Source organism: Georgenia yuyongxinii, assembly GCF_006352065.1.
Lineage (GTDB): Bacteria > Actinomycetota > Actinomycetes > Actinomycetales > Actinomycetaceae > Georgenia > Georgenia yuyongxinii.
In genome coordinates this window covers 1,734,945-1,755,086 of record NZ_CP040915.1, presented here as the reverse complement: position 1 = coordinate 1,755,086, position 20,142 = coordinate 1,734,945, and the positions used below count along the sequence as shown (strand labels likewise).

Sequence of the window (20,142 nt, the reverse complement as noted above, 5' to 3'; positions counted from 1 at the left end):
TGCGTGGGTCACTTCCCCATCATGGCGGTCACGAGCTCGGCCAGATCGGTGTCCTCCGGGGCGAGCTCCCGGTGCAGGACGCCTTCGTACAGGACGACGAAGCGATCGCAGACCTCGAAGAGGTCCTGCAGGCGGTGGGTGATCAGAACGACGCTCACCCCCCGGCCGGAGACGTCGCGAATGAGCTGCAGCACCATCTCGACCTCTTTGGCTGCCAGGGCCGCCGTCGGCTCGTCCAGCACGAGCACCTTCGGGTCGAAGGTGACCGCACGGGCGATCGCCACCGCCTGTCGCTGGCCACCAGACAAGGTGCCCACCTCTTGGGTGGTGTCGGTGATCCGGATGTGCAGCTTGGCGAGGTCATCGGCCGCGTCGGCGTGCATCCGGGTGAGCCCCAGCCGCCGGCTCCACGGCTGGTAGAGCTCGCGACCCAGGAACAGGTTGGCCGCGACATCGAGGTCGTTGCACAGCGCAAGGTCCTGGTAGACCATCTCGATGCCGTGCGCCCGGGCGGCGCGAGGCCCCGCCCCGGTCATCTCGTGACCGTCGATCAGGATGCGTCCGGAGTCCGGTGTGACGGCGCCGGCGAGCATCTTCATCAGCGTCGACTTGCCCGCGCCGTTGTCACCGACGAGGCCGATGACCTCGCCCGGCTCCACCCTGAGGTTGACTCCGCGCAGCACCTCGAGAGGCCCGTAGCGCTTGCGGATGTCGACCATCTCGACTCGTGCGGTCGGGGTCGGGAGATCAGTGCCGGCCTGGCTCATGGGTGTCTCGTCCTCTTCGGCGACGTCAGGGCACCTCGCTCACGGGAAGATCGAGCGGTAGTCATCGACGTTGTCCTTGGTGACGATCTCGATCGGCACCCCGATGAAGCCTTGCGGTTCGGCCCCGCCCAGGATGGCCTTCAGCTCGTTGATGGCCTCGATGCCCTCCTGCTTGGGGTTCTGCTGGATGACGGCGCGCACGAGACCGCTGTCGATCCCGGCGATGACCTCCTTGGTCAGGTCCCAGCCGATGATGACCGTGTCGGTGTTGCCCTGAAGCGCCGCGACCGCACCGACGGTGGCGGGCTCGCCGGTGGTGTAGACGAAGTTGAGGTCCGGCTGCGCGGTGACGAGATCCTGGGCCGCGGTCGCCGCCTTCTCCTGGACGTTGTCGCCGTTGACGCTTTGCGTGTAGACGGCACCGGCCGCGTCGATCACTCCGCGGAAGCCCTCCTCGCGCTGGTTCTGGATGAAGGAGTTCTTCGCGTCCACGACGCCGTAGCGCTGCCCGTCGGCGAGCCCCTCGTCGACCAACCACTGACCGGCCTCCTTCCCGGCCGCCTCGTTGTCGACGCCGACGAAGGTCTCGACTCCTTCGAGCTCCGCGTCGATGGCCACGACCGGGATGCCGTCGCCCCGGGCCGCTTCGACGGCCGGCTTCACGCCGTTGACGTCGATCGCGACGACGATGATGGCGTCGACGCCCTGCGAGACGAAGTTCTCGATGTCGCTGCTCTGCCGGGCCGAGTCGTTGTTGGCGTTCGCGATCGTGAGCTCGCAGCCCGCTTCGTCAGCGGCTTGCTGCGCGCCTTCGTTCATCTGCGTGAAGAACACAGCGGTCTGGTTGATCTGCGTCATGCCGATCGTGCAGCTGTCACCGGCCGCGGACGTTGCGCCGTCACCGGTGTCGCCGCCGGACGGCTCCTCGTTCCCGGTGCTGCACGCGGCCAGCAGCAGTGCGGCAGCCAGTCCGATCCCGACGCCGATGCGGGCTCGAGGGCGCACGTGCGAGTTCATGGTGCCTCCATTGGCAGTCGATTCCACCTGTGCGTTCGGTCACACTAGCGTGCGGTCGCGCGGCTGCCCGGTGTTCCCTTGCTCGTGGGTGGCTCTGACGTCCGCTGGGGCCAGGACGCGCGGACTGGTTGCTTGAGCAGGGGCTCGCGCGAGGGACGCTCATTGCCGAGGCGGAGGTCATCGCACTGGGCCTGATCGGGCGTCTGCAGCCCCGAGGGTTCAGCATCCCCGGAACCTTCGCGTCGTCGGATTCGACGTCGTTGACGGGACATGGCGGGATGAACTCACGACCTGCCGAGCGTATGAGCCCGCTTGAGCCGTCACACGCCGGTCTCGGCCAGATACTGATGGACCAACGCCACCGCCATGGCGCCCTCCCCCACCGCGGACGCGCAACGCTTGATCGAACCGCTGCGCACGTCGCCCGCCGCGAACACCCCCGGCATGCTCGTCTCCAGCCGGTACGGCTCTCGCGAGAGGCCTTGCCAGGCCTCCCCCTCGAGCGCGAAATCGGCCATTGCTCTTCCCGTCAGAACGAAGCCACGTCTGTCGAGCTCTGCGGTTCCGCGCAGCCAGCCCGTGTTGGCCTGCGCCCCGATGAAGACGAACAGCGCCTTCGCATCGAGGCTTCGACCCTCGCCCGTGCGGTTGTCCCGGACCACGACCTGGTCCAGGCGATCCGTCCCCACCAGCAGCTCTACCTCGGTGTGTGCGAGCAGCTCGACGTTCTCGGCGTGCCTCACGCGATCGACGAGGTAAGTCGACATGCCCTTGCTCAGGTCGCCGCCCCTGATGAGCAGGTAGACCCTGCGCGCGCGTCCCGCCAAGTACACCGCCGCCTGTCCCGCGGAGTTCCCACCACCGACGACGACGACCTCCTCGCCTTCGCACCGCTGAACCTCTGACTCGGTGGCCGCGTAATGGACGCTGACGCCTTCAAACTGCGCGAGTCCGGGTACGTCCAGCCTCTGGTAGCGAGCCCCGGTCGCGGCGATCACGCTGCGCGCCACGATCTCGGCGCCCTCAGCGAGCCCGATCCGGTAGTGGCCGTTCACCCTTCGGAGCCTCACGGCCTCCTCGGGCACGGCGGTCTGGGCGCCGAACTTGTCGGCCTGGGCCAGGGCGCGGGTGGCGAGCTCGAAGCCGGACAGACCCACCGGGAACCCCAGGTAGTTCTCGATCCGAGAGCTGGTGCCCGCCTGCCCGCCCAAGGCCACTGACTCGAGGGCGAGGGTAGCGAGGCCCTCAGACGCCCCGTAGACGGCCGCGCCGAAGCCTGCAGGCCCTGCCCCGACCACGATGAGGTCGTAAGTCTTCTCCCGCGGAAAGTCCACCTTGACGCCCATGATGCGCGCCAGCTCGGGGGTCGTCGGGTTCGTGAGCACGTCTTCGCCCTGCCAGATGGCCACCGGCGCCTCGGAAAGGGTGGCACCGAACCTCTCGAGCAGCGCCTCTGCCTTGCTGCGGTCCTCCTCGACCTCGATCCAGACGTGGGGCAGCCGGTTGCGGATGGCGAATTCCCGGAGGCGCGTCGCGTCTCTCGAGTGACGGGAGCCGATGAGCCTCAGGCCCACACCCGTCCTCATCAGGAACAAGCGCCTGGCCATGAAGGTATCGAGGATGAGATTGGAGAGCTTGGACTCCTCGGTGACGACCTTCTTCAGACGCTCCCGCGGGATCGCCAGCAGCTCTCCGCCCTCGCTCACCACCGCCGAGAGGGGCACCCCTTGCCCGGTGAGCATGTAGAGGTCGCCCAAGAAGGTGCCTGGGCCGAAGACGCCCATCGTCCGCACCTCGCCGGCGAAGTCGTCGACCACCCGTACCTCTCCGTCTAGGACGACAAAGAAGTCGTTCGTGGTGTCGCCCGCTCGGAAGAGGACCTCCCCGGCCTGCGTCACTCTCGTCTGCCCGTAGTTCCTCAGGACCTCGATCTGATCCGCCCGCAGCGGAGTCGGAGCCCGCGTAGCCCGGGACGGCGCAGGGGTTCCCGAGCTCCCCGTCTCGATCGATCGGTCAGTCAACGCGGCTCCTCATGGATGGCCCGAGTCGCCACCAGTATGGCGGCGCCGCCGCTTCTCGTAGGGCTGCCGGGACGCCAGAGCACGTCACCGTCTCGAAGCGATCATCACCGAGCGCGCTGTCGACGGCGCGTGAGAGCTGACCCGCGACACCAGACGGAAACTTCCCCCTGCCGAGATCCTGACCTGCAGCTCACGGTGGATGTTCGCTCTGCTCGCGCAGGATCGGTCCATGCAGGCCAGGCGCAGGAGGCTGTGAGCACGTCCCCACCGAAGTCCTGCTGAGTCGCTTACTGCCCGGCTATCTCGCGTGCCGCCTCGGCCGCGGTCTGGGCGGCAACCCTGACGAACTCGTCGTCGGCAGCGGCGTGCCCGAACCTGGTGCGCCCAGATCTTTCCTCGATCTTGGCGAGCAGCAGACGGATCAGGTCGAGGTTATGGGGAGTCTCCCCGTTGCGCTTCCTCCACCCGTTGCGCCGCCAGTTCGGCCCCCACACCGTCGCGGCCTTGACGAGATCCTCAGATGCGGACCTGATAAGAAGGTTGGCCCCCGCCGGCGAGTGGTTCAGAAGGTGGATCGCGGCAGTCAGTTCCCCCACCTGATCCGTCCCGTCAGGCAACCCACCCGAAGTGGATGCCCCGTTCTCCTGATTCACATACGCCCACCCAGTCGGGCCAGGGTTCGGCTCAGCGACAGCCTGCAGTGCGACCACCATGTCGAACGTCGTGCCCGGTACCCGCACGGGGCGATCCGCTGCCGCCGTCCGCCGTCGGGTCGTCCGCGCGGGCCCCTTACTGACAGTCGGCGTCTCACTGCGCTGTACCAAGGGTTCGATGATGGGCAGCACCTCGGCTGCTCGCCACCGTACGAATGGTCGCCCGAGCTCCGACATACCCGGTTCCGCAAGTCCTCGTCGCAGAGCGTCATCCGTTGCCTGCCGCCCGACCTTCAGTCCTGCGGCCACCAGGAGCTCACCCACTGCCTGAGCGTCGACGCCCAGTCGCTCACCGAGCTCGGCCTGGGTAGACCAGTCCTCCACGAGCCCTCCTCCCCGATGCCGGTAGCCCGCGGCCGCCTCCGACGACGGGAGGGAGCCGCCGGACGAGCCTAACCGACATGGTGCAGGGCATCCGCAGCCGGTTCGGCAGCACGAACCCCACACCACCCGGGCCCACCAACGACCAAGGCGGCACCCACGTTCGTGGGTGCCGCCCGGCGCCGATGTCTTAGGACATCACGCGTGCTGGTTCACGACATGGGCGACTGGTCTCTCAAGACATCGTCGAGGTGCCCCGCACCGGCCGCAACGGGCGGGAGCGCACCCGTTCTGCGCCGACCCAGTGGGGCACCCGGGCACCTACGCTGCTGGAGGGGTTCCTTCCGCGTTTGACACAACTGCTTCGATCTGGACGAGGGCGTCTCCGGGTAGAGCTGACACGCCGACTGTCCTTCGTGCAGGCACATAGCTCGGGAAGTATGTGGTGCAGACTTCGTCCACAGCGTCGATCTCTGCCATATCCCTGAGATAGACGTTGAGCTTTACCACATCGTCCATGCGGTGATCGATGCTCTCCAGAATCGCCTGGATATTGGCCAGGCACTGGGAAGCATGCTCTTTTGTGCCGCCAGGAACCATTCCGCCAGTTCTCGGGTCCAACGGCAATTGAGCTGAAATGTGGTTGTAATGAGAGAACGCTACGGTCTGCGAGGAGCGCGGATCCTTGGGCGCATTTTCCGTGTCGTTGGCCTCAATGACGAGACGACGCGCGTCCTCAGGGGCTTGTGGGGGTGTGCCGTCTCCGTGCGACACAACTGCTTCAACTTGCACCAGAGCGTCCATCGGCAAACCTGCAACTGCAACCGTCGTCCGTGCAGGCACATAGTTCGGGAAGAACGTCGCGTAGACTTCGTCCACGGCGCTAACGTCGGAGATGTTCTTGAGGAAGATGGTGTTCCTCACAACATCGTCCATAACATGGCCGATGCTCCCTAGAATCGTCTTGACGTTGTTCAGACACTGCCCGGCCTGCTCTCGCACACCACCAGCGACCAAATTGCCGGACTCGGGGTCGATCGGGAGCTGAGCTGAAATGTTGTTGTAGTGCGAGAAAGCTACGGTCTGCGTGGCTCCTGGACTCGTTGGCGCATTCTCTGTGTTTCTTGCGACCTTGACGAGGTCGCCTGCCTGCGGTGCACCCGGAATTGTTCCCTCCCCGTTCGAGACAACTGCCTCGATCTGCACCAGAGCATCCATAGGCAAGTCTGCAACCGCGAGTGTCGTCCGCGTAGGAACATAGCTCGTGAAAAAGGTTGCGCAAACGTCGTCGACGGCCTCGATGTCGGAGATGTGCCTGAGAAAGATGGTGATTCTGACAACATCGTCCATGACATGGTCGATGCTCTCCAGAATTGCCTTGATATTGGCGAGGCACTGCCTGGCCTGCTCTGCCACACCACCAGCGACCACCTTTCCAGATCTAGGATCGACAGGCAGCTGGGCAGAAATGTTGTTGTAGTGAGAGAATGCGACGGTTTGAGTGTGCAGCGAACTCCTCGGGGCAGTGTCCGTGCCTCTTGCATAAATGGTGTTGTAGGTGCTCATGATGGTATCTACCTCCTGATTGCGGGTTGAAACATCTAGCTGAAGTACCTTTTCGAAGACACCTCTAATCAATTTGCAATCCAGCCGTACAGCACCCCCTTTCTGGATCTCCCGTGCTCGTCGGCATCACCCTGGCCATTGCCTTGTCGTAGCGGTGACATGGCTGACCGACACTGCCCTTGCCCGCGTGCGCCCAGGCACCTCACACTCGGCCGCCGTCAGCTGGGCCTGTCGTGGTTCAGGCAGACGACCTCATCAGCGACGTGTCCGCCCCGGTCAACGACTCCGGGCCTCAGGATGCGGATCGATACCTCGGACAGCCGGTGACGATTCACGGCTGTGAGGCGCGACTTGCTTGCGCGACCGGACTCGGTCGACCACCAATCCATCGCGACCGAATCTCACGGAACGGCGGACGCGCCGGGAGTACCGCAAAAGCCCACTACAACATGGAGGCTGCAGAACTTATCGCCTCACGACCCGCCACCTGCTCTCGTCATTAAGATCCGGGGCCTCACTCTTGCACTCGCCTAGTACGGTCGTACTGTGACCATGGTCCCATCGCCTCATGTTGTGCCGCCTGGGTTGCTGGCGTCATACCGGGTAAAGCACCCCGAACGCATCGACTCCGGCGTCATCAGTGACCACCACTTGGAAATGGACAGTCCTCGCGGGTAGTACGCCCGTGCAGTCGTGGATGGAACCCCGCACATGGTGTACGTGGAGGGGCAAGCTGGGCCAGACGCTCGGCATCACGGCCTTGTCGACCTCCGGGTCAGCGAAATGGTCAACGACCCCCATGCCCACGTCAACGACTCCCGCACCCGTCCGTGGGATGCCGGCCTGTACACGGTCGCCGCCGCGGACGCGTTGAGGATGAAGGTCCGCGGCGGCGGCAGGGTCATCAACGATCGGTCATGGTGGCTACCGGGGGAACCACGGCGGCCATGGCGAGGTCTGCGGCGTCCTGGTCGCCACCGGCGAGACCGGTGCCGCTCGCCGGCGTCTTCCGCGACCTTGTCGCCGAGAGCCTGATCGGGTGGCGCCGGTGACCACTGAACCCACTCCGGCCTCGTCGACGCGATCGCCCCCGCGTACTGACGCGTGAGGTCGTGAAGGCGGAGGCGCGCCTACTGCGAATGGGGGTTGCCGTAGGCTCCGGCCACGCCACCAGCCAAACTGCGCTCCCGGCATGCAACCGCTACCAGTGTCAGGACCACACGGATGGTTGGATGCGCCCCGCAACGCCGCTGCATGCGCTCCGCAAAGCCGCCTCGGGCTCCCAGAACGGCTGATTCCCAACGGTTCGCAGCGGAGTTCCTACGAGGCTGACCGAGACCCTAATCGCCGAGAGACACCGAGAGAACCTCGGCCGGATTCAACGGGCCGAGGCTCTGAGCATGTGCAGTTGGGCTGGGCCGGAGGTCCGGGTATGCGCCCACGGGGCCGTGGAACATTGGTGGGCCGGACCAAAGCAGACGAGTGGACGAGCGGAGGAGTGGAGGAACGATGACACAGTCGACCGGTGCGCCACAGCAGGCGCCCGCACCGTCGACCGTCCCCGTGGCCACGCGGCCTATCACGCCCGACCTGCGCCAGGCCGAAGTTGGCCGCGTGCTGTCCCTGCTGGGCGAGCGTACGAGCGTCACGGTCGTGGGCCGTCGGGGCGCCGGTCGGTCCACGCTGGTGCGTCATGTCGTCGAGAGACTCACCAGCGAGGGCGTCAACGTCGTCCATGTACGCGGGCTGCGGGCGCTTCGTGACCGGCCGCTCAGTGCGCTTGCGGTCGCCGGCGTGCACATCAGCGCCACGCCGGGGCAGCTGCCGGCGCTGACATCTGCGCTCACCTCGCTCGAGTCGCTCGTCGGAGCGCGGGGGTCGTCGGTGCTCGTCGTCGACGACGCCGACGACCTGGACCCGACGAGCGCAGGTGCGATCGCGGCGCTCCACGAGCACCGGCAGGTGCCGGTGCTCCTGACCATGCGCCACCGCGGGCGCCGCCAGAACAACAACGCCGGGCTGATCACCGCCGGGACGCGTGCTGCGCGCGTCGCACTCGACCCGCTGACGTTCGACCAGGTGCTCATGTACGTGCACGGTCTGCTGCCCGGAGCGGTCGACCCGACGGCGGTCGCACGCATCGCAGCGAAGTCCGGCGGGCTGCCCGGCCTCGTCGCCGCCATCGTCGAGCACGGTCGGCGTGACTACCGCCTAGTTCTGCGTGATGGTCTCTGGACGGTCCGCGGGGACCTGTGGACCACCGCGCTCGCCGAGGCCGCCGAACCGATGCTCGTCGATCTCGGGGAGGTCGAGTTCGACGCGCTCACGCTGCTCGCCGCGGCCGGCACGCTGCCCCTGGTTACCGCGCGCGAGCTCGTGGCTCCGGAGGTGCTGGCCGACCTCGACGACCGGGGGCTGCTCCAGGTGCTGCCGACCGACGCCACCGAGGTGGTCGGTGTGTTCCCCCCGCTGCTCGGCGACTACTGCACGCACGAGGGGCCGACCGTGCGGAACCTGTTGGCGCGGGAACGGCTCGCGGCCGCGGGGCTGGGCGCGGTCAGCGGCGCCGACGGTACGTCGAAGGCGGGGCAGGCCGTCATCGTCCGGATGCTCAGGCAGCACGTGACCGCCAGGTGCGAGGCGCGACGACGCGCGTGGGAGGCGGACGCTTCCGCCGCCCACGGGTCGGCGCTCGTGGAGGCGATGCTCGAGGCCCGTTCGCGCCCCTACGAGATCGACGCAGTCCTGGAGCGGACCAGGGTGGCGGAGGCGGACGGCGACGGCGCCACCCTGGCCACCTGGGCAGCGCTGTACCGCGCGTCGGCAGGCGGGACGCGGGCCGAGGCCCTCGCCGAGCTGGACGCCGCGTGTCAGGCGGGGAGCCGGGCGCATGCTGTGCTCCGCGCGGGGGCCGCACGTGTCGAGCTCGTCGCGGGTGACTTGGAGCAGGCACGGGCTGCCGTGCGACCGCTCGACCCCGGCGCGACCGGTCATCCTCTGCTCATTCCGGTGGCCGCCGAGATCGAGCTGGCCTCCGGTGACGCGGACCGGGCGCTCGCACTGCTGGACACTCTCCCCGCCGAGGCGGGCGAGCACATCTCGGCGCTGCGGGGCCTGGCCGCGGTTCTGCAGTGTCGCCTCGATGACGCCGTGCGAGACGCACTGGAGGGTGTGCGGCGAGGACGCGCCGCGCTCGAGCCGGTGACCGTGCTGGAGCATGCGTACGTCGCGGCGTTCGCGCTGTGGCTCCAGGGCCGCGCGGTCGAGCTCAACGGTCTCGTCTCATCGGTGCTCGAGCTCGGTGCCGCGCCCCTGCACCGCAGGCACGACGAGGCGGCGCTGCTCACCCTGGCCGCGTCCGGTGCCCATTGGCGGAACCAGCCGGGGTACGCCCGGGTGCTGGCAACGGAGGCCGCCACCCTACGAGGTCTGCGGGGACCCCACCCGTGGATGGACGCGGCGGAGGAACCGGCGCTGATGCCCGACGCCAGCGACCGGGACGTGGCGCAGGCCCTGTGGGACCTGGCGAACGAACGGCTCGAGCGCGGCTTCGTCAGTGCCGGCGTGGTTGCCGGGGTCCGCTCTCTCGAGCGCAGCGGATGCCCGGAGCGGGCACACACCATCGCCCGGATCGCGGCCGGTTCGGGGTCCCCGTTGCTCGTGCGGCTTGCGGACTACGCGACGGCGCTGGCGTCGCGGGACGTCGACGAGCTCGAGCGCCAGGAAGCCGTGCTACGCCACGCCGGCCTGGGGCAGATGGCCGTGCGCACCGCGGTGGCCCGGTCCGTTGAGCTGATGGACCGGGGGGAGATGACCGCGGCGATCTCGCACGCCGACGCTGCATGGAGCCAAGCCGGGTTGCGCGGACGTGACCTGTGCGGGCTGTTCAACCCGCTCGACCAGGCGGTGAACCTGACGGCCCGTGAGCGCGAGCTCGCGGTCGCGGTCGCTCGCGGATACACCAACCAGGAGATCGCGGCACGGATGGTGCTGTCGGTCCGTACCGTGGAGAACCACGTCTTCGCGGCGTGTCGGAAGTTGCAGGTCGACAACCGCGAAGACCTCGGGCGCGCCGCGCGCACCTGGCTCACCTGCGGGCGGCAATGACCGCCCGTCTCCCGGGCGCGACGACGCCCCGCCGGCGGACCGGCGGGGCGTCGTCGCGTGCTCAGCCCTCCCGGAACTGCACCCCCATGCCGCCGCGCGGGTAGCGCCACGACAGCGCTCCGGGCGGGGCGACCGCCAGGCACGCACCGCACTCGCAGCACGCCGCGTACTCGACGGACAGCGAACCGTCCGCCTCCTTGCTGTAGACCCCGGAGGGGCACACCCGAACGAGCAGGTCGACCGCGCCCGCGCGGCGGGCGACCTCCTGGTTCACCTCGATGTGGCTCTCCTGCTCGTCGGTCTCGAAGCGGTTCTGGGCCAGCCGCTCGGCCGCGCTCCCGATCTTCACAGTGCTCGTACCCCCGCCAGTGCGTCGGACATCAGATCCCGCACGCGCACGGGTGAGCGCCGCAGCGCGTCCCGGGCGACGTCGCGCAGATGGCGACGCGGGGTCAGGTCGTGGTTGAAGGCGCCGTGGAGGACGTCCGCGAGCAGGGCGCCGTACTGCTCGTAGAGGCGCTCCCGCTCGAGGAATGCGGGCGCCTTGGCGTAGGTCTTCATGTCCATGCCCGCGAACGACTCGAACAGTGCCGAACGGTAGCCCGCCAGCCCTGCCGCACTCGTGTCACCGGTGGTGAGAGCCGCGTCGATCGCCGAGGCGGCTGCGATGCCCGAGGCGGCGGCGAGGTCCATGCCGCGCACGGTCAGCCCCGTGTTGAGCGCCAGCCCGGCCGCCTCCCCGACGACGATCATGCCGTCGGTATGGATGTCGCCCACCATGTCCAGGCCGCCCTCTGCGACGAGGTGCGAGCCGTACTCGACGATCTCGCCGCCGCGCAGGAGCGGTTCGAGGAACGGGTGCTGCACATACTGCTCGAACACCTCCGCGGACGACTTGCCCGAGTCGACGAGGGCGTCGAGGCGGAGCACCACACCGACGGAGATCGACTCGCGGTTGGTGTAGAGGAACCCGCCGCCGCCGATCCCCTGCGTGCAGTCGCCGACGATGGCATACGCCACACCCTCGTCGCCGCGGAGGTGGAACCGATCCTCGATGGTCTCGGCCGGCAGTGCGAGGACGGCCTTGACCCCGAGCGCGACCTGGTTCGTCGCCGGCTTCGTCCGGAGTCCCGTCGTCCGTGCGAGGAAGGAGTTCACGCCGTCCGCGGCCACGACCACGTGGGCACGCAGCTCGTCCTCGCCGGCGCGCACCCCCACGACACGACCGTCCTCGCGGAGGACGTCGTCGACCCGCACACCGGGCATGAGGAAGACGCCGGCCTCCTCGCACCGCTCGGCGATCCAGGCGTCGAGCTTGGCGCGCAGCACCGTCACCGCGTTGGTGGGGGCGCCCAGTCGCTCGTCCTGGTAGTCGATGCCGACCGAGGAGGAGCCGTTGAGGAACTGGACGTAGTTGCGCGTGATGCGGCGTTCGACCGGCGCCTCCTCGAGCAGGTTCGGGAACACCTGCTCGAGGACGCGCGAGTACAGCACGCCGCCGGAGAGGTTCTTCGAGCCGGGGGTCTCGCCACGCTCGATCACGACGACGGACCGGCCGGCCTCGGCAAGGCGGTACGCCGTCACCAGCCCGGCGATACCCGCCCCGACGACGACGACGTCGAAGTCCGGCTCGACGGCCTCGGTCATGACAGCGCCTCGGTCACGGCCGGGACGACCGAGTACAGGTCGCCGACGACGCAGTAGTCTGCCTCGGCGAAGTACGGGCAGTCCTTGTCGGCGTTGATCGCCACGATCGTGCCGGACCCGCGCGCGCCGACGGCGTGCTGCAGCTGGCCGGAGACGCCGACGGCCACGTAGAGCTCGGGCTGCACGTGCTGACCCGTGACACCGATGTACCGGTCGCGGCTGTACCAGCCGACGCCCTCGGCCAGCGGGCGGGAGCACGCCGACTCCGCATCCAGCGCGGAGGCCAGGGCGTCGACCAGGGCAAGGTCCTCGCGGGCCTTGACGCCGCGTCCGGCCGTGACGATCCGGGGCGCCCGGGACAGGTCGACGGCGGCACGCTCGGCGGCGTGGTCCTCGACGACGGTCGTGCCGGGGGCGGGCTCGACCGTGCGCTCCGTGACCTCGACCGGCGTGCCGGCCTCGACCGCCGGGCCGCCGTCGACGACGACCACAGCGGTGCCGGCGACCCTGAGCGTCTCCTGCGCGATACCGCCGAAGGCGTCCCGGGTGAGCTCGACAGACCCGTCGGACACGTGCACCGAGCTGACCATGGTGAACACCGGGGCACCGGTGCGGGCGACGACCGCGCCGGCGAGGACGCGCTCGGCGGGCCGGGTCGCCACGAGCACGAGGTCGGGGGACGCCTCCGCGACGATCTCGGCGACGGCGGCGGCGTACGCCTCGAGGGGGGCGTCGTCGACGGCGCCGACCAGGCGGACGACCGTGTCGACGCCGGAGGTGGCGACCCGCTCGGCCACCTCCCGCGATCCGACGACCAGTGCGGTCGTGGTGGTGGCGGCGGCGGCGGCGACGAGGTCGCCGATCCGGGCGTCGTCGGCGACAAGGATGTAGGCGCTGCTCATGGGATTCTCCTGCTCTTCGGTCACGGGCTCAGACGAGGTTGTCGGCGCGCAATGCGGCAACGAGCTCGGCGGCGGCGGCCGCTGGGTCGGAACCGTCGATGATCTGGCGCTTGCGGGCCTTCATCTCCGGGGGCGCGGTGGCGACGACGCTGACGGGCTCGGCGTCGGGGACGGGGACGTCGAGGACGTCCGTGGGCTTCTTGCCGGCGGCCAGGATGTCCTTCATCCCGGGCACGCTCGGCATCGCCGCGTCCGGTGCCACGGCGAGGACCGCGGGACCGGTGACCCGGAGCGTCTGGGTGCCGCCCTCGCGAGAACGCTCCACGGTCAGGTCGCCGGCGGAGCCGGTGATCGCGGTGACGTTCGACAGGACGGGCCAGCCGAGCACCGCGCCCAGCACCGACGGCACGAGCTGGGCGCCGAGGTCCACGGAGGAGTCCCCGGTCAGCACGAGATCGACGTCGCCGACCTGGTCGACGACCTCGGCGAGCACCCGTGCGGTGCGGCCGGCGGTGGCACCGGCGAGCGCCTCGTCCGTCACGATCGCGAGCCGGTCCAGACCGCGGGACAGGGCGGCCTTGCGGGCCATGCTGCTCCCGGCGTCGGCGGGGCCTGCGCTGATCCCGACGAGCTCTGCGCCAGCTGAGTCCGCCAGACGTCGACCCACCTCGAGGGCGACCTGGTCGTACTCGGAGATGGCGGCCTTCGCCCGGCCCCAGTCGACGGTCCCCTCCTGGGAGACCGATGCGTCCTGCGGGTTCGGGGCCCACTTGTAGGCAACTGCAATCTTCATCGTCATGCTTCCTTCGTGGATCCGCTCGTGGCGGCTGGTTGGGACGGAGGGGTGGCGCCGGGGCTCGGAGCGGGTGAGGGGGCGCGCCGGGAGCCGACGCCGAGCTTGCTGGACTCGTTGAGGGTGAGACCACGGGTCTCCGGGGCGAAAAGCACCGAGACAACGAGTCCGAGGCCGGAGATGAGGGCGCCGGCGATCATCGTGGCTCGCGGGCCGTGGCTGGCGAGGAAGCTCGGCAGCACGTAGGTCGAGATGACCGTGCCGATCCGGCTGAACGCCATGGCGGCACCGGTGGCGGAGGCCCGGATGTCGGTGGGGAAGAGCTCGTTCGGGTAGAGCCACTGGAGGTTGCCCGGCCCGCCCGAGAAGAACGCGTAGGTCGCGAGGCAGATGATGACGAGGACGGTTCCGGCGACCGGCACGATCCCCAGCACGCCGAGGGCCACCGTCATGACGAGGAAGCTGCCGACCAGCAGCTTGCGCCGCCCCATGGAGTTGGCCAGGAACATGGCGGGGATGCAGCCCACCATGAAGAACGTGCCGATGACGATCTGCCCGAGGGTCGCCGTCTGCACCTCACCGAAACCGAAGTCCGCCATGATCTGCGGACCGAAGGTGTAGATGGCGAACATCGGAACCGCCTGGCACATCCAGATCGTCCCGATGAACAGGACCTTGCCAATGTGACCGCGGCGGAACAGGGCCGCATAGCCGACCTTCGTCGTCGTCTCGGGCTCGAGCTCGACGTCGGTCCCGAAGATGCGGCGGACGATGGCCGCGGCCTCCTGGGACCGGCCGTTGCGCACGAGCCAGCGGGGCGACTCGGGGATGTCCCAACGGCCGACCAGGATGACGAGGCAGGGGACGACCGCGGAGGCGAGCATCCAGCGCCACCCGCCCTCGACCGACAGCAGGAAGTAGCCGACCAGGAAGGCGACGTTCGCACCGACGTACCAGGCGGCGGCGGCCACGCCCATCGAGACGGCGCGGTGCCGGCGCGGCGTGAACTCCGCGATGAGGGAGGTCGCGATCGGGTAGTCGGCCCCGACGACGATCCCGATGAGGAACCGCATCACGACGAGCATGACCACGTTCGGGACGAACGCCGTGCCCACTGAGATGAGGGCGATGCCGACGATGTCGATGACGAACATCCGCTTGCGGCCGATGCGGTCCGTCATCCAGCCCCCGACCGCCGTGCCGAGGAACAGCCCGACGATCGCCGCGACCCCGATCGCCCCGGTCGCGGCGGCGTCCAGCTCGAGCTCGGGCCCCAGCTGGATGAGAGCCACGCCGATGATCGACAGGACGTATCCGTCCAGGAACGGGCCACCGCTGGCGAAGACGGTGAGCCGCTTGAGGAATGGGGTCATGGCGACGTCGTCGAGCAGCACCCGACCGGCGGGGGCCGCTCCGACGCCGTCCCGGCCGTTCACCGCCATTCGATGACACCCCAGTTGAGGAACGGCTTGGCTGAGGGGTCGTCGGCGTCGACGAGGCGGAAGTGCACCCGGTTCTCGTCCATGCGCCAGAACTGGCTGGCCACGGTCGTCCCCGGCAGCAGCGAGGCCGTGATCCGCGTCTTGAACCTGGTGAGTCGCTCGGGCTCGCCGGGCACGAACGCGCGGACGAAGTGCCGGCAGACGATGCCCGCGAAGCTGACCGCGTGCAGGATCGGCCTGGGCTGGCCGTTCTCCGCGGCGTACTCCCAGTCCACGTGCTGCGGGTGATAGTCCCCGGAGAGTCGGTAGATCAGCGCCTGGTTCTCCGGCACGCGCTCACGCAGCTCGACGTCGGGCTCGCGCTCGGGCATCTCGACGAGGTCCTTCGGGGCCGCCGGGCCGCCCCAGCCGCCGTCGTAGATCAGGCAGTCCCAGCTCTCGTTGGTGAAGATCAGGTTGCCGTCGGCGTCGTAGGTGTCGCCCACGTGCTGGGCGAGCAGGCCCTTGCCCGGTCCCCGGTCGTACAGGCCCTTGAGCAGGACCTTGGTGCTGAGCCGGTCGGCGAGCTTGGTGATCGGCTGGTGGAACGTCAGGTCGAAGCTCCAGTGCAGCGAACCGGCGTAGTTGTAGCCGTAGTCGATGGTCTTGGTGACCTCGGAGTCGACGATCGGCATCGCCCCGAAGGTCGGCAGGACCTTCATGTCCTTCTCGTAGACGTACTCCAGATCGGTGCGACCGTCGATGCCGCTGCCCGAGCCGAGCGCGAACAGGCTCAGGTCCTTGAACGTGTACTCGCGCTCGAACGGCCCGAACCACTGGCCGACCATGTCGGTGTTGATGCCCATCTCTGTCCTGCTCTTTCCGCCTCCGAGGAGGCACTTGTCATGCAAGGTCGTTCTTGGCGACCTTGAAAGTTGTGGTCAGCGGCAGTGCCGCCACGATCTCGACCTGGGTGGGGACCTTGAAGTCGCACAGCCGCGCGGCGACCCATGCCTGGATGTCCGCGATGCTCAGGCCGGAGCCCGGCACCCGCACCACGAAGGCCTTGACCGCCTCGTCGAGCACGGGGTCGGGTACTCCGATGACCGCCGCCTCGGCGATCTCCGGATGCGCCGTCAGGGCCTCCTCCACCTCGGTGGGCGAGATGTTCTCCCCGGCGCGCTTGATGAAGTGCACGAGGCGGTCGACGAAGTAGAACCAGCCGTCCTCGTCGAACCAGCCGATGTCCCCGGTCCGGAACCAGCCGTCGTCCGTGTAGGTCTGCGCGGTGCGCTCCGGATCGCCGTGATACCCCGCCATGAGGGTGCGCCCGGGCACTCCCTTGACCTGGATCTCGCCGTGCTGGAACGGCCCCAGCTCGCGACCGTCCGTGTCGGCGACGCGCACCTCGTAGCCGAGGGCGACGCGGCCGATGGAGGGCCAGCGGCGCGGCCCCGACGGGGGGTCCGTCAGGACGCCGACGAGGGTCTCGCTCGTGCCGTAGGAGTTGAGGAGGCGGGCACCGAACCGTTCGTCGAACTCGGCCTTCTCCTCGTCGCTGATCGGCAGGTAGTAGAGGATCTCGCGCACGCGGTGGTCGCGGTCGTGCGGGTCGCGCGGCTGGAGGAGCATCGTGCGCGCGATCGTCGAGATGCTCTGGACGATCGTGGCGTCGTGCGAGCGGACCTGCTGCCAGAACCGTCGGGCGCTGTACCGCTCGACGGCGACGAGCTCGGCACCCACGGTGAGCACCGGCATGAGCGCGTTGAGCACGAAGTTGACGTGGCAGGCCGGCATGGTCGTCAGCAGCCGGTCGGCCGATGTCATCGTTGCCTGCCAGGCGACGAAGATGCCCGAGAACAACAGGTTCGCGTGCGTGAGCACCACCCCCTTCGGCTCGGCCGTGGAACCGGAGGAGAAGACGATGACCGCGGGGTCGTCGCTCGTGAGCGGTGCCGGGTCCACGAGGGTGTCCGGTTGCCGGTCACGCGCGTCGTCGTAGGAGTCCGGCCCCGGGACCGGCTCGCGAGCCACCAGGACCCGGACACCGGCGGGGTACCCCTCCGCGGGGCGTACCTCCGGCTCGCACACCACGAGGGCGGCTCCCACCCGGGCGAGGCTCCGGGCGCACTCGGCCGCGGTGCTGCGCGGGTGGAGCGGCACGGCCACCGCACCGATGCAGGCGAGCGCGAAGAGGCACTCGAGCTGCTGCGGGCCGTTCCCCATGTGCATGCCCACGCACTCACCGGGCCGGATGCCCAGGCTGCGCAGGAGGTTCGTCGCGCGCACGATGCGCGTGCCGAACTCGCCGTACGTGAACGATGTGGTGTGACCGTCGGGGTCCTCGTGCACGAGGAACACGTCCTCGGTGCGCGTGCGCGCCAGCTCGTCCCAGAGGTCCCGCAGGGTGCGGTTGCCGATGATGTCCATGGTGGTGGTGCCGTCGGCGCGTGCGGAGCGGGGTCGCCCCGCACGCGCCCGTGGCTGGTTCAGCTCCTTCTGACGGTTCCGTTGTCGGCCAGCTGCGCGATCTGGTCGGGCGTGTACCCGGCCTCGGCGAGCACGTCGTCGGTGTCCTGCCCGAGGTCCGGCATGGGCCGCCAGATCTGGCCCGGGTTACGCACAAACTTCGGGAAGATGCCGACTCCCTTGACCGGGCTGCCGTCCTGCCGCTCCCACTCGACGAGGGCCTCGCGCTGGGCGAGGTGCTCCTCGGCGACGAGCTGATCGAACTCGAGCACGGCGTTGGCGGCGATGCCGACGCCGGAGAACTCCTTCTCCAGCTCCAGCGCCTTCTGGGTCAGGCAGAACTCGTCGAGCTTCGCCTCGATGAGCTCCGCCTGGGGCCCGTCGAGCCACAGCGCGCTGGTGTCGTCGGGGTACTCCTCGGTGCCCCACAGGTGACCCAGACCGATGCGCTCGAGCAGGTACTTGTTCTGCTTGACGCCGTACACGCACAGCCCGATGAACCCGTCGGACGTGCGGTACTCCCCGATCCCGCACAGGTTCGGGTGCCGGGCGCCCGGCCGGGGGTACACCGTGCCGTCGTTGAGGTAGTCCATGAGGTAGTACGCACCGACGCGCAGCATCACCTCGTACATCGCCACGTCGACGCTGTCCCCCTCGCCCGTGGCCTTGGCCCGGTTGAGCGCTGCGAGCGCCGACGAGACGACCATGAGGGAGGTGAAGTAGTCACCGACGTACGGCACCGCGGCCATCGGCTGCTCGGGCGTGCCGTTCTGCGCCATGTAGCCGCTGTAGGCCTGGACCGTCAGGTCGTACGCCGCACGGTTGACCCGCTCCGGCACGCCGTACTGCCCGAAGCCGGACACGTGGACGATGACGAGCTTCGGGTTGCGCTCCCAGAGCAGCTCGTCGGTGATTCCGCGCCGCACGTACGTCGGGCCCTTGGACGACTCGATGAAGATGTCGGCGTCGGCGATGAGCGAGAGCAGCACCTCCCGGCCCTCGTCCGTGAACGGGTTGAGTGCGATCGAGCGCTGGTTGCGACGCTCGAGCTCCTTGATGTGGGTGGTGTCGCGCATCGAGTCGCCCGTACGGGTGTTCTCGATCCAGACGACGTCGGCTCCCCACTCGGCCATGATCGCGGCCGCGGACGGGGCGGCGATCTCGACGGCCGAGTAGACGACCTTGACGCCCTGGAGCGGGCCGAAGGCGGGGACGGTGGTCATGGCAGGCTGCTTCTTCTCGGCGCTGTTCATCGGAAGTCCTTCAGCGCCGCACGGCCGGCCGTGAGGACCATCATCTCGTCGGTGCCGCCCGAGATCCGCTCCACGCGCAGGTCGCGGTAGAAGCGCGCCACCCGGTGGTCGCCCGTGACGGCGATGCCGCCGAGCACCTGGATCGCGTCGTCGACGACCTCGCCGGCCGCCCGGGTGCAGTAGAGCTTCGCCATCGAGGCGTCGCCCTTGCCGAGCAGGCCGTTGTCTGCCTTCCACGCGACCTCATAGATCATGTTGCGCATGTTCGTCAACGCGATCTTCATGTTGGCGAACTTGTCCTGGATGAGCTGGTACCGGGCGATCGTCTGACCGCCCTGCACCCGCTGGTTGGCGTACCTGGCCGCGTCCTCGAACGCGCACAGGGCCCACCCGTAGTCGCAGGCGGCGACGAGGAACCGCTCCAGGTCGAAGTCGGCGACGGTGCGGGCGAAGCCCTCACCCTCGCCACCGAACATGTCCGCTTCGTCGAGCTCGACGTCGTCGAAGTAGATCTCGCAGCAGGAGTCCATGCGCAGCCCGAGCTTCTCCAGCGGCTCCTTGGTGATGCCTGCCTTGGTCATGTCGACGAAGAACTCGGTGTACTGCTCCATGTTCTCCGCGTTGCGCGCCATGACGATCAGGTACGGCACGTACTTGCTGGAGGTGATGAACGTCTTGTGGCCGTTGAGGTAGAACTTCCCGTCACGGCGGGTGTACGTCGTGGCCATGGCCGCGAAGCTGGAGCCCGCGCCCGGCTCCGTCATGGCGAAGTTCCAGATCTGCTCGCCGGTGCCGACCTTGGCGAGGATCTTCTTCTGCTGCTCCTCGCTGCCCACCCGGACGACGGTCTCGAGCGTCGGGAGCTGGTAGAGGACGTAGGTGGGGGCGCCGAGGCGGCCCAGCTCCTCCCACACCGCCGCGATCGTCGTCCAGCCGGCGTCCAGGCCGCCGTGCGCCTCGGGCAGGAGGATCGTGTCGACGCCGATCGCCGCCAGCTCGGCGACCCAGCGCTGCGGGTACTTGTGCTCGGCGTCGCACTCGGCGAAGTACGGCTCCCAGTTCTCGCGTGTCATGAGCTCGCGGACGGCCTGGACCATCAGGTCCTGGTCCTCGGTCAGAGAGAAGTCCATGGGTGATGCCTTTCG

The 20,142-nt window shown here is 68.7% G+C and carries 15 protein-coding genes and 1 pseudogene; 2 read left to right on the top strand and 14 right to left on the bottom strand.

What is annotated here, in order from left to right; translation table 11 throughout:
• Window positions 1-8: 8 nt before the first annotated feature.
• The 5 genes from FE374_RS07960 to FE374_RS07940 all read right to left on the bottom strand — a co-directional run bounded on the left by FE374_RS07960 (window position 9) and on the right by FE374_RS07940 (window position 6,405).
• Window positions 9-767: an ATP-binding cassette domain-containing protein gene (locus FE374_RS07960; protein ID WP_168205625.1), complete on the bottom strand. Its 759-nt coding sequence runs from the start codon at window positions 765-767 to the stop codon at window positions 9-11.
• Between the two features lie 39 nt (window positions 768-806).
• Window positions 807-1,784, bottom strand: a complete 978-nt coding sequence (locus FE374_RS07955) for a substrate-binding domain-containing protein (RefSeq protein WP_139928038.1) — start codon at window positions 1,782-1,784, stop codon at window positions 807-809.
• A 320-nt stretch (window positions 1,785-2,104) separates the two neighbouring features.
• Window positions 2,105-3,805 (bottom strand): FAD-dependent oxidoreductase, encoded by a 1,701-nt coding sequence (locus tag FE374_RS07950; RefSeq protein WP_139928036.1) that lies wholly within the window; start codon window positions 3,803-3,805, stop codon window positions 2,105-2,107.
• A gap of 287 nt (window positions 3,806-4,092) precedes the next feature.
• Entirely contained in the window at window positions 4,093-4,650 is a 558-nt protein-coding gene (locus tag FE374_RS07945; RefSeq protein WP_168205624.1) for an RNase H family protein, read from the bottom strand.
• Window positions 4,651-5,160: 510 nt separating this feature from the next.
• A complete protein-coding gene (locus FE374_RS07940) occupies window positions 5,161-6,405 on the bottom strand; it encodes a RidA family protein (protein ID WP_139928031.1) in 1,245 nt (414 codons plus the stop codon).
• Window positions 6,406-7,135: 730 nt separating this feature from the next.
• Here FE374_RS07940 and FE374_RS20390 point away from each other — a divergent pair.
• Both FE374_RS20390 and FE374_RS20185 read left to right on the top strand, forming a co-directional pair.
• Window positions 7,136-7,451 (top strand): annotated as a pseudogene (locus FE374_RS20390) (transposase); the annotation flags it as partial.
• Between the two features lie 463 nt (window positions 7,452-7,914).
• Window positions 7,915-10,512, top strand: coding sequence for a LuxR family transcriptional regulator (locus tag FE374_RS20185; RefSeq protein WP_139928027.1), 2,598 nt, complete (start codon window positions 7,915-7,917; stop codon window positions 10,510-10,512).
• Window positions 10,513-10,573: 61 nt separating this feature from the next.
• Here the strand turns inward: FE374_RS20185 and FE374_RS07925 are convergent, their stop codons facing one another.
• Genes FE374_RS07925 through caiA form a run of 9 tightly spaced genes read right to left on the bottom strand, consistent with a single transcriptional unit; the run spans window position 10,574 to window position 20,127 of the window.
• Complete coding sequence (locus FE374_RS07925) at window positions 10,574-10,861, bottom strand: ferredoxin family protein (protein WP_139928024.1); 288 nt, start codon at window positions 10,859-10,861, stop codon at window positions 10,574-10,576.
• A complete protein-coding gene (locus FE374_RS07920) occupies window positions 10,858-12,159 on the bottom strand; it encodes an FAD-dependent oxidoreductase (RefSeq protein ID WP_139928022.1) in 1,302 nt (433 codons plus the stop codon). The genes FE374_RS07925 and FE374_RS07920 overlap by 4 nt, the downstream gene beginning before the upstream one ends.
• Window positions 12,156-13,061, bottom strand: coding sequence for an electron transfer flavoprotein subunit alpha/FixB family protein (locus FE374_RS07915; protein ID WP_139928020.1), 906 nt, complete (start codon window positions 13,059-13,061; stop codon window positions 12,156-12,158). The genes FE374_RS07920 and FE374_RS07915 overlap by 4 nt, the downstream gene beginning before the upstream one ends.
• A 28-nt stretch (window positions 13,062-13,089) precedes the next feature.
• Complete coding sequence (locus tag FE374_RS07910) at window positions 13,090-13,854, bottom strand: electron transfer flavoprotein subunit beta/FixA family protein (protein ID WP_139928018.1); 765 nt, start codon at window positions 13,852-13,854, stop codon at window positions 13,090-13,092.
• A 2-nt stretch (window positions 13,855-13,856) separates the two neighbouring features.
• On the bottom strand, window positions 13,857-15,296 hold the full coding sequence (locus tag FE374_RS07905; protein ID WP_139928016.1) for an MFS transporter: 1,440 nt from the start codon (window positions 15,294-15,296) through the stop codon (window positions 13,857-13,859).
• Window positions 15,287-16,141, bottom strand: coding sequence for a MaoC/PaaZ C-terminal domain-containing protein (locus tag FE374_RS07900; RefSeq protein WP_139928014.1), 855 nt, complete (start codon window positions 16,139-16,141; stop codon window positions 15,287-15,289). Before FE374_RS07900 ends, FE374_RS07905 begins: the two co-directional genes overlap by 10 nt.
• A 37-nt stretch (window positions 16,142-16,178) precedes the next feature.
• The gene (locus FE374_RS07895) at window positions 16,179-17,705 is read right to left on the bottom strand and encodes an AMP-binding protein (protein ID WP_139928012.1); all 1,527 of its coding nucleotides are present in this window, start codon (window positions 17,703-17,705) and stop codon (window positions 16,179-16,181) included.
• Window positions 17,706-17,764: 59 nt separating this feature from the next.
• Complete coding sequence (caiB, locus tag FE374_RS07890) at window positions 17,765-18,997, bottom strand: L-carnitine CoA-transferase (protein WP_223173668.1); 1,233 nt, start codon at window positions 18,995-18,997, stop codon at window positions 17,765-17,767.
• Window positions 18,994-20,127 (bottom strand): crotonobetainyl-CoA dehydrogenase, encoded by a 1,134-nt coding sequence (gene caiA, locus FE374_RS07885; RefSeq protein WP_139928010.1) that lies wholly within the window; start codon window positions 20,125-20,127, stop codon window positions 18,994-18,996. Before caiA ends, caiB begins: the two co-directional genes overlap by 4 nt.
• Between the last annotated feature and the right edge of the window lie 15 nt (window positions 20,128-20,142).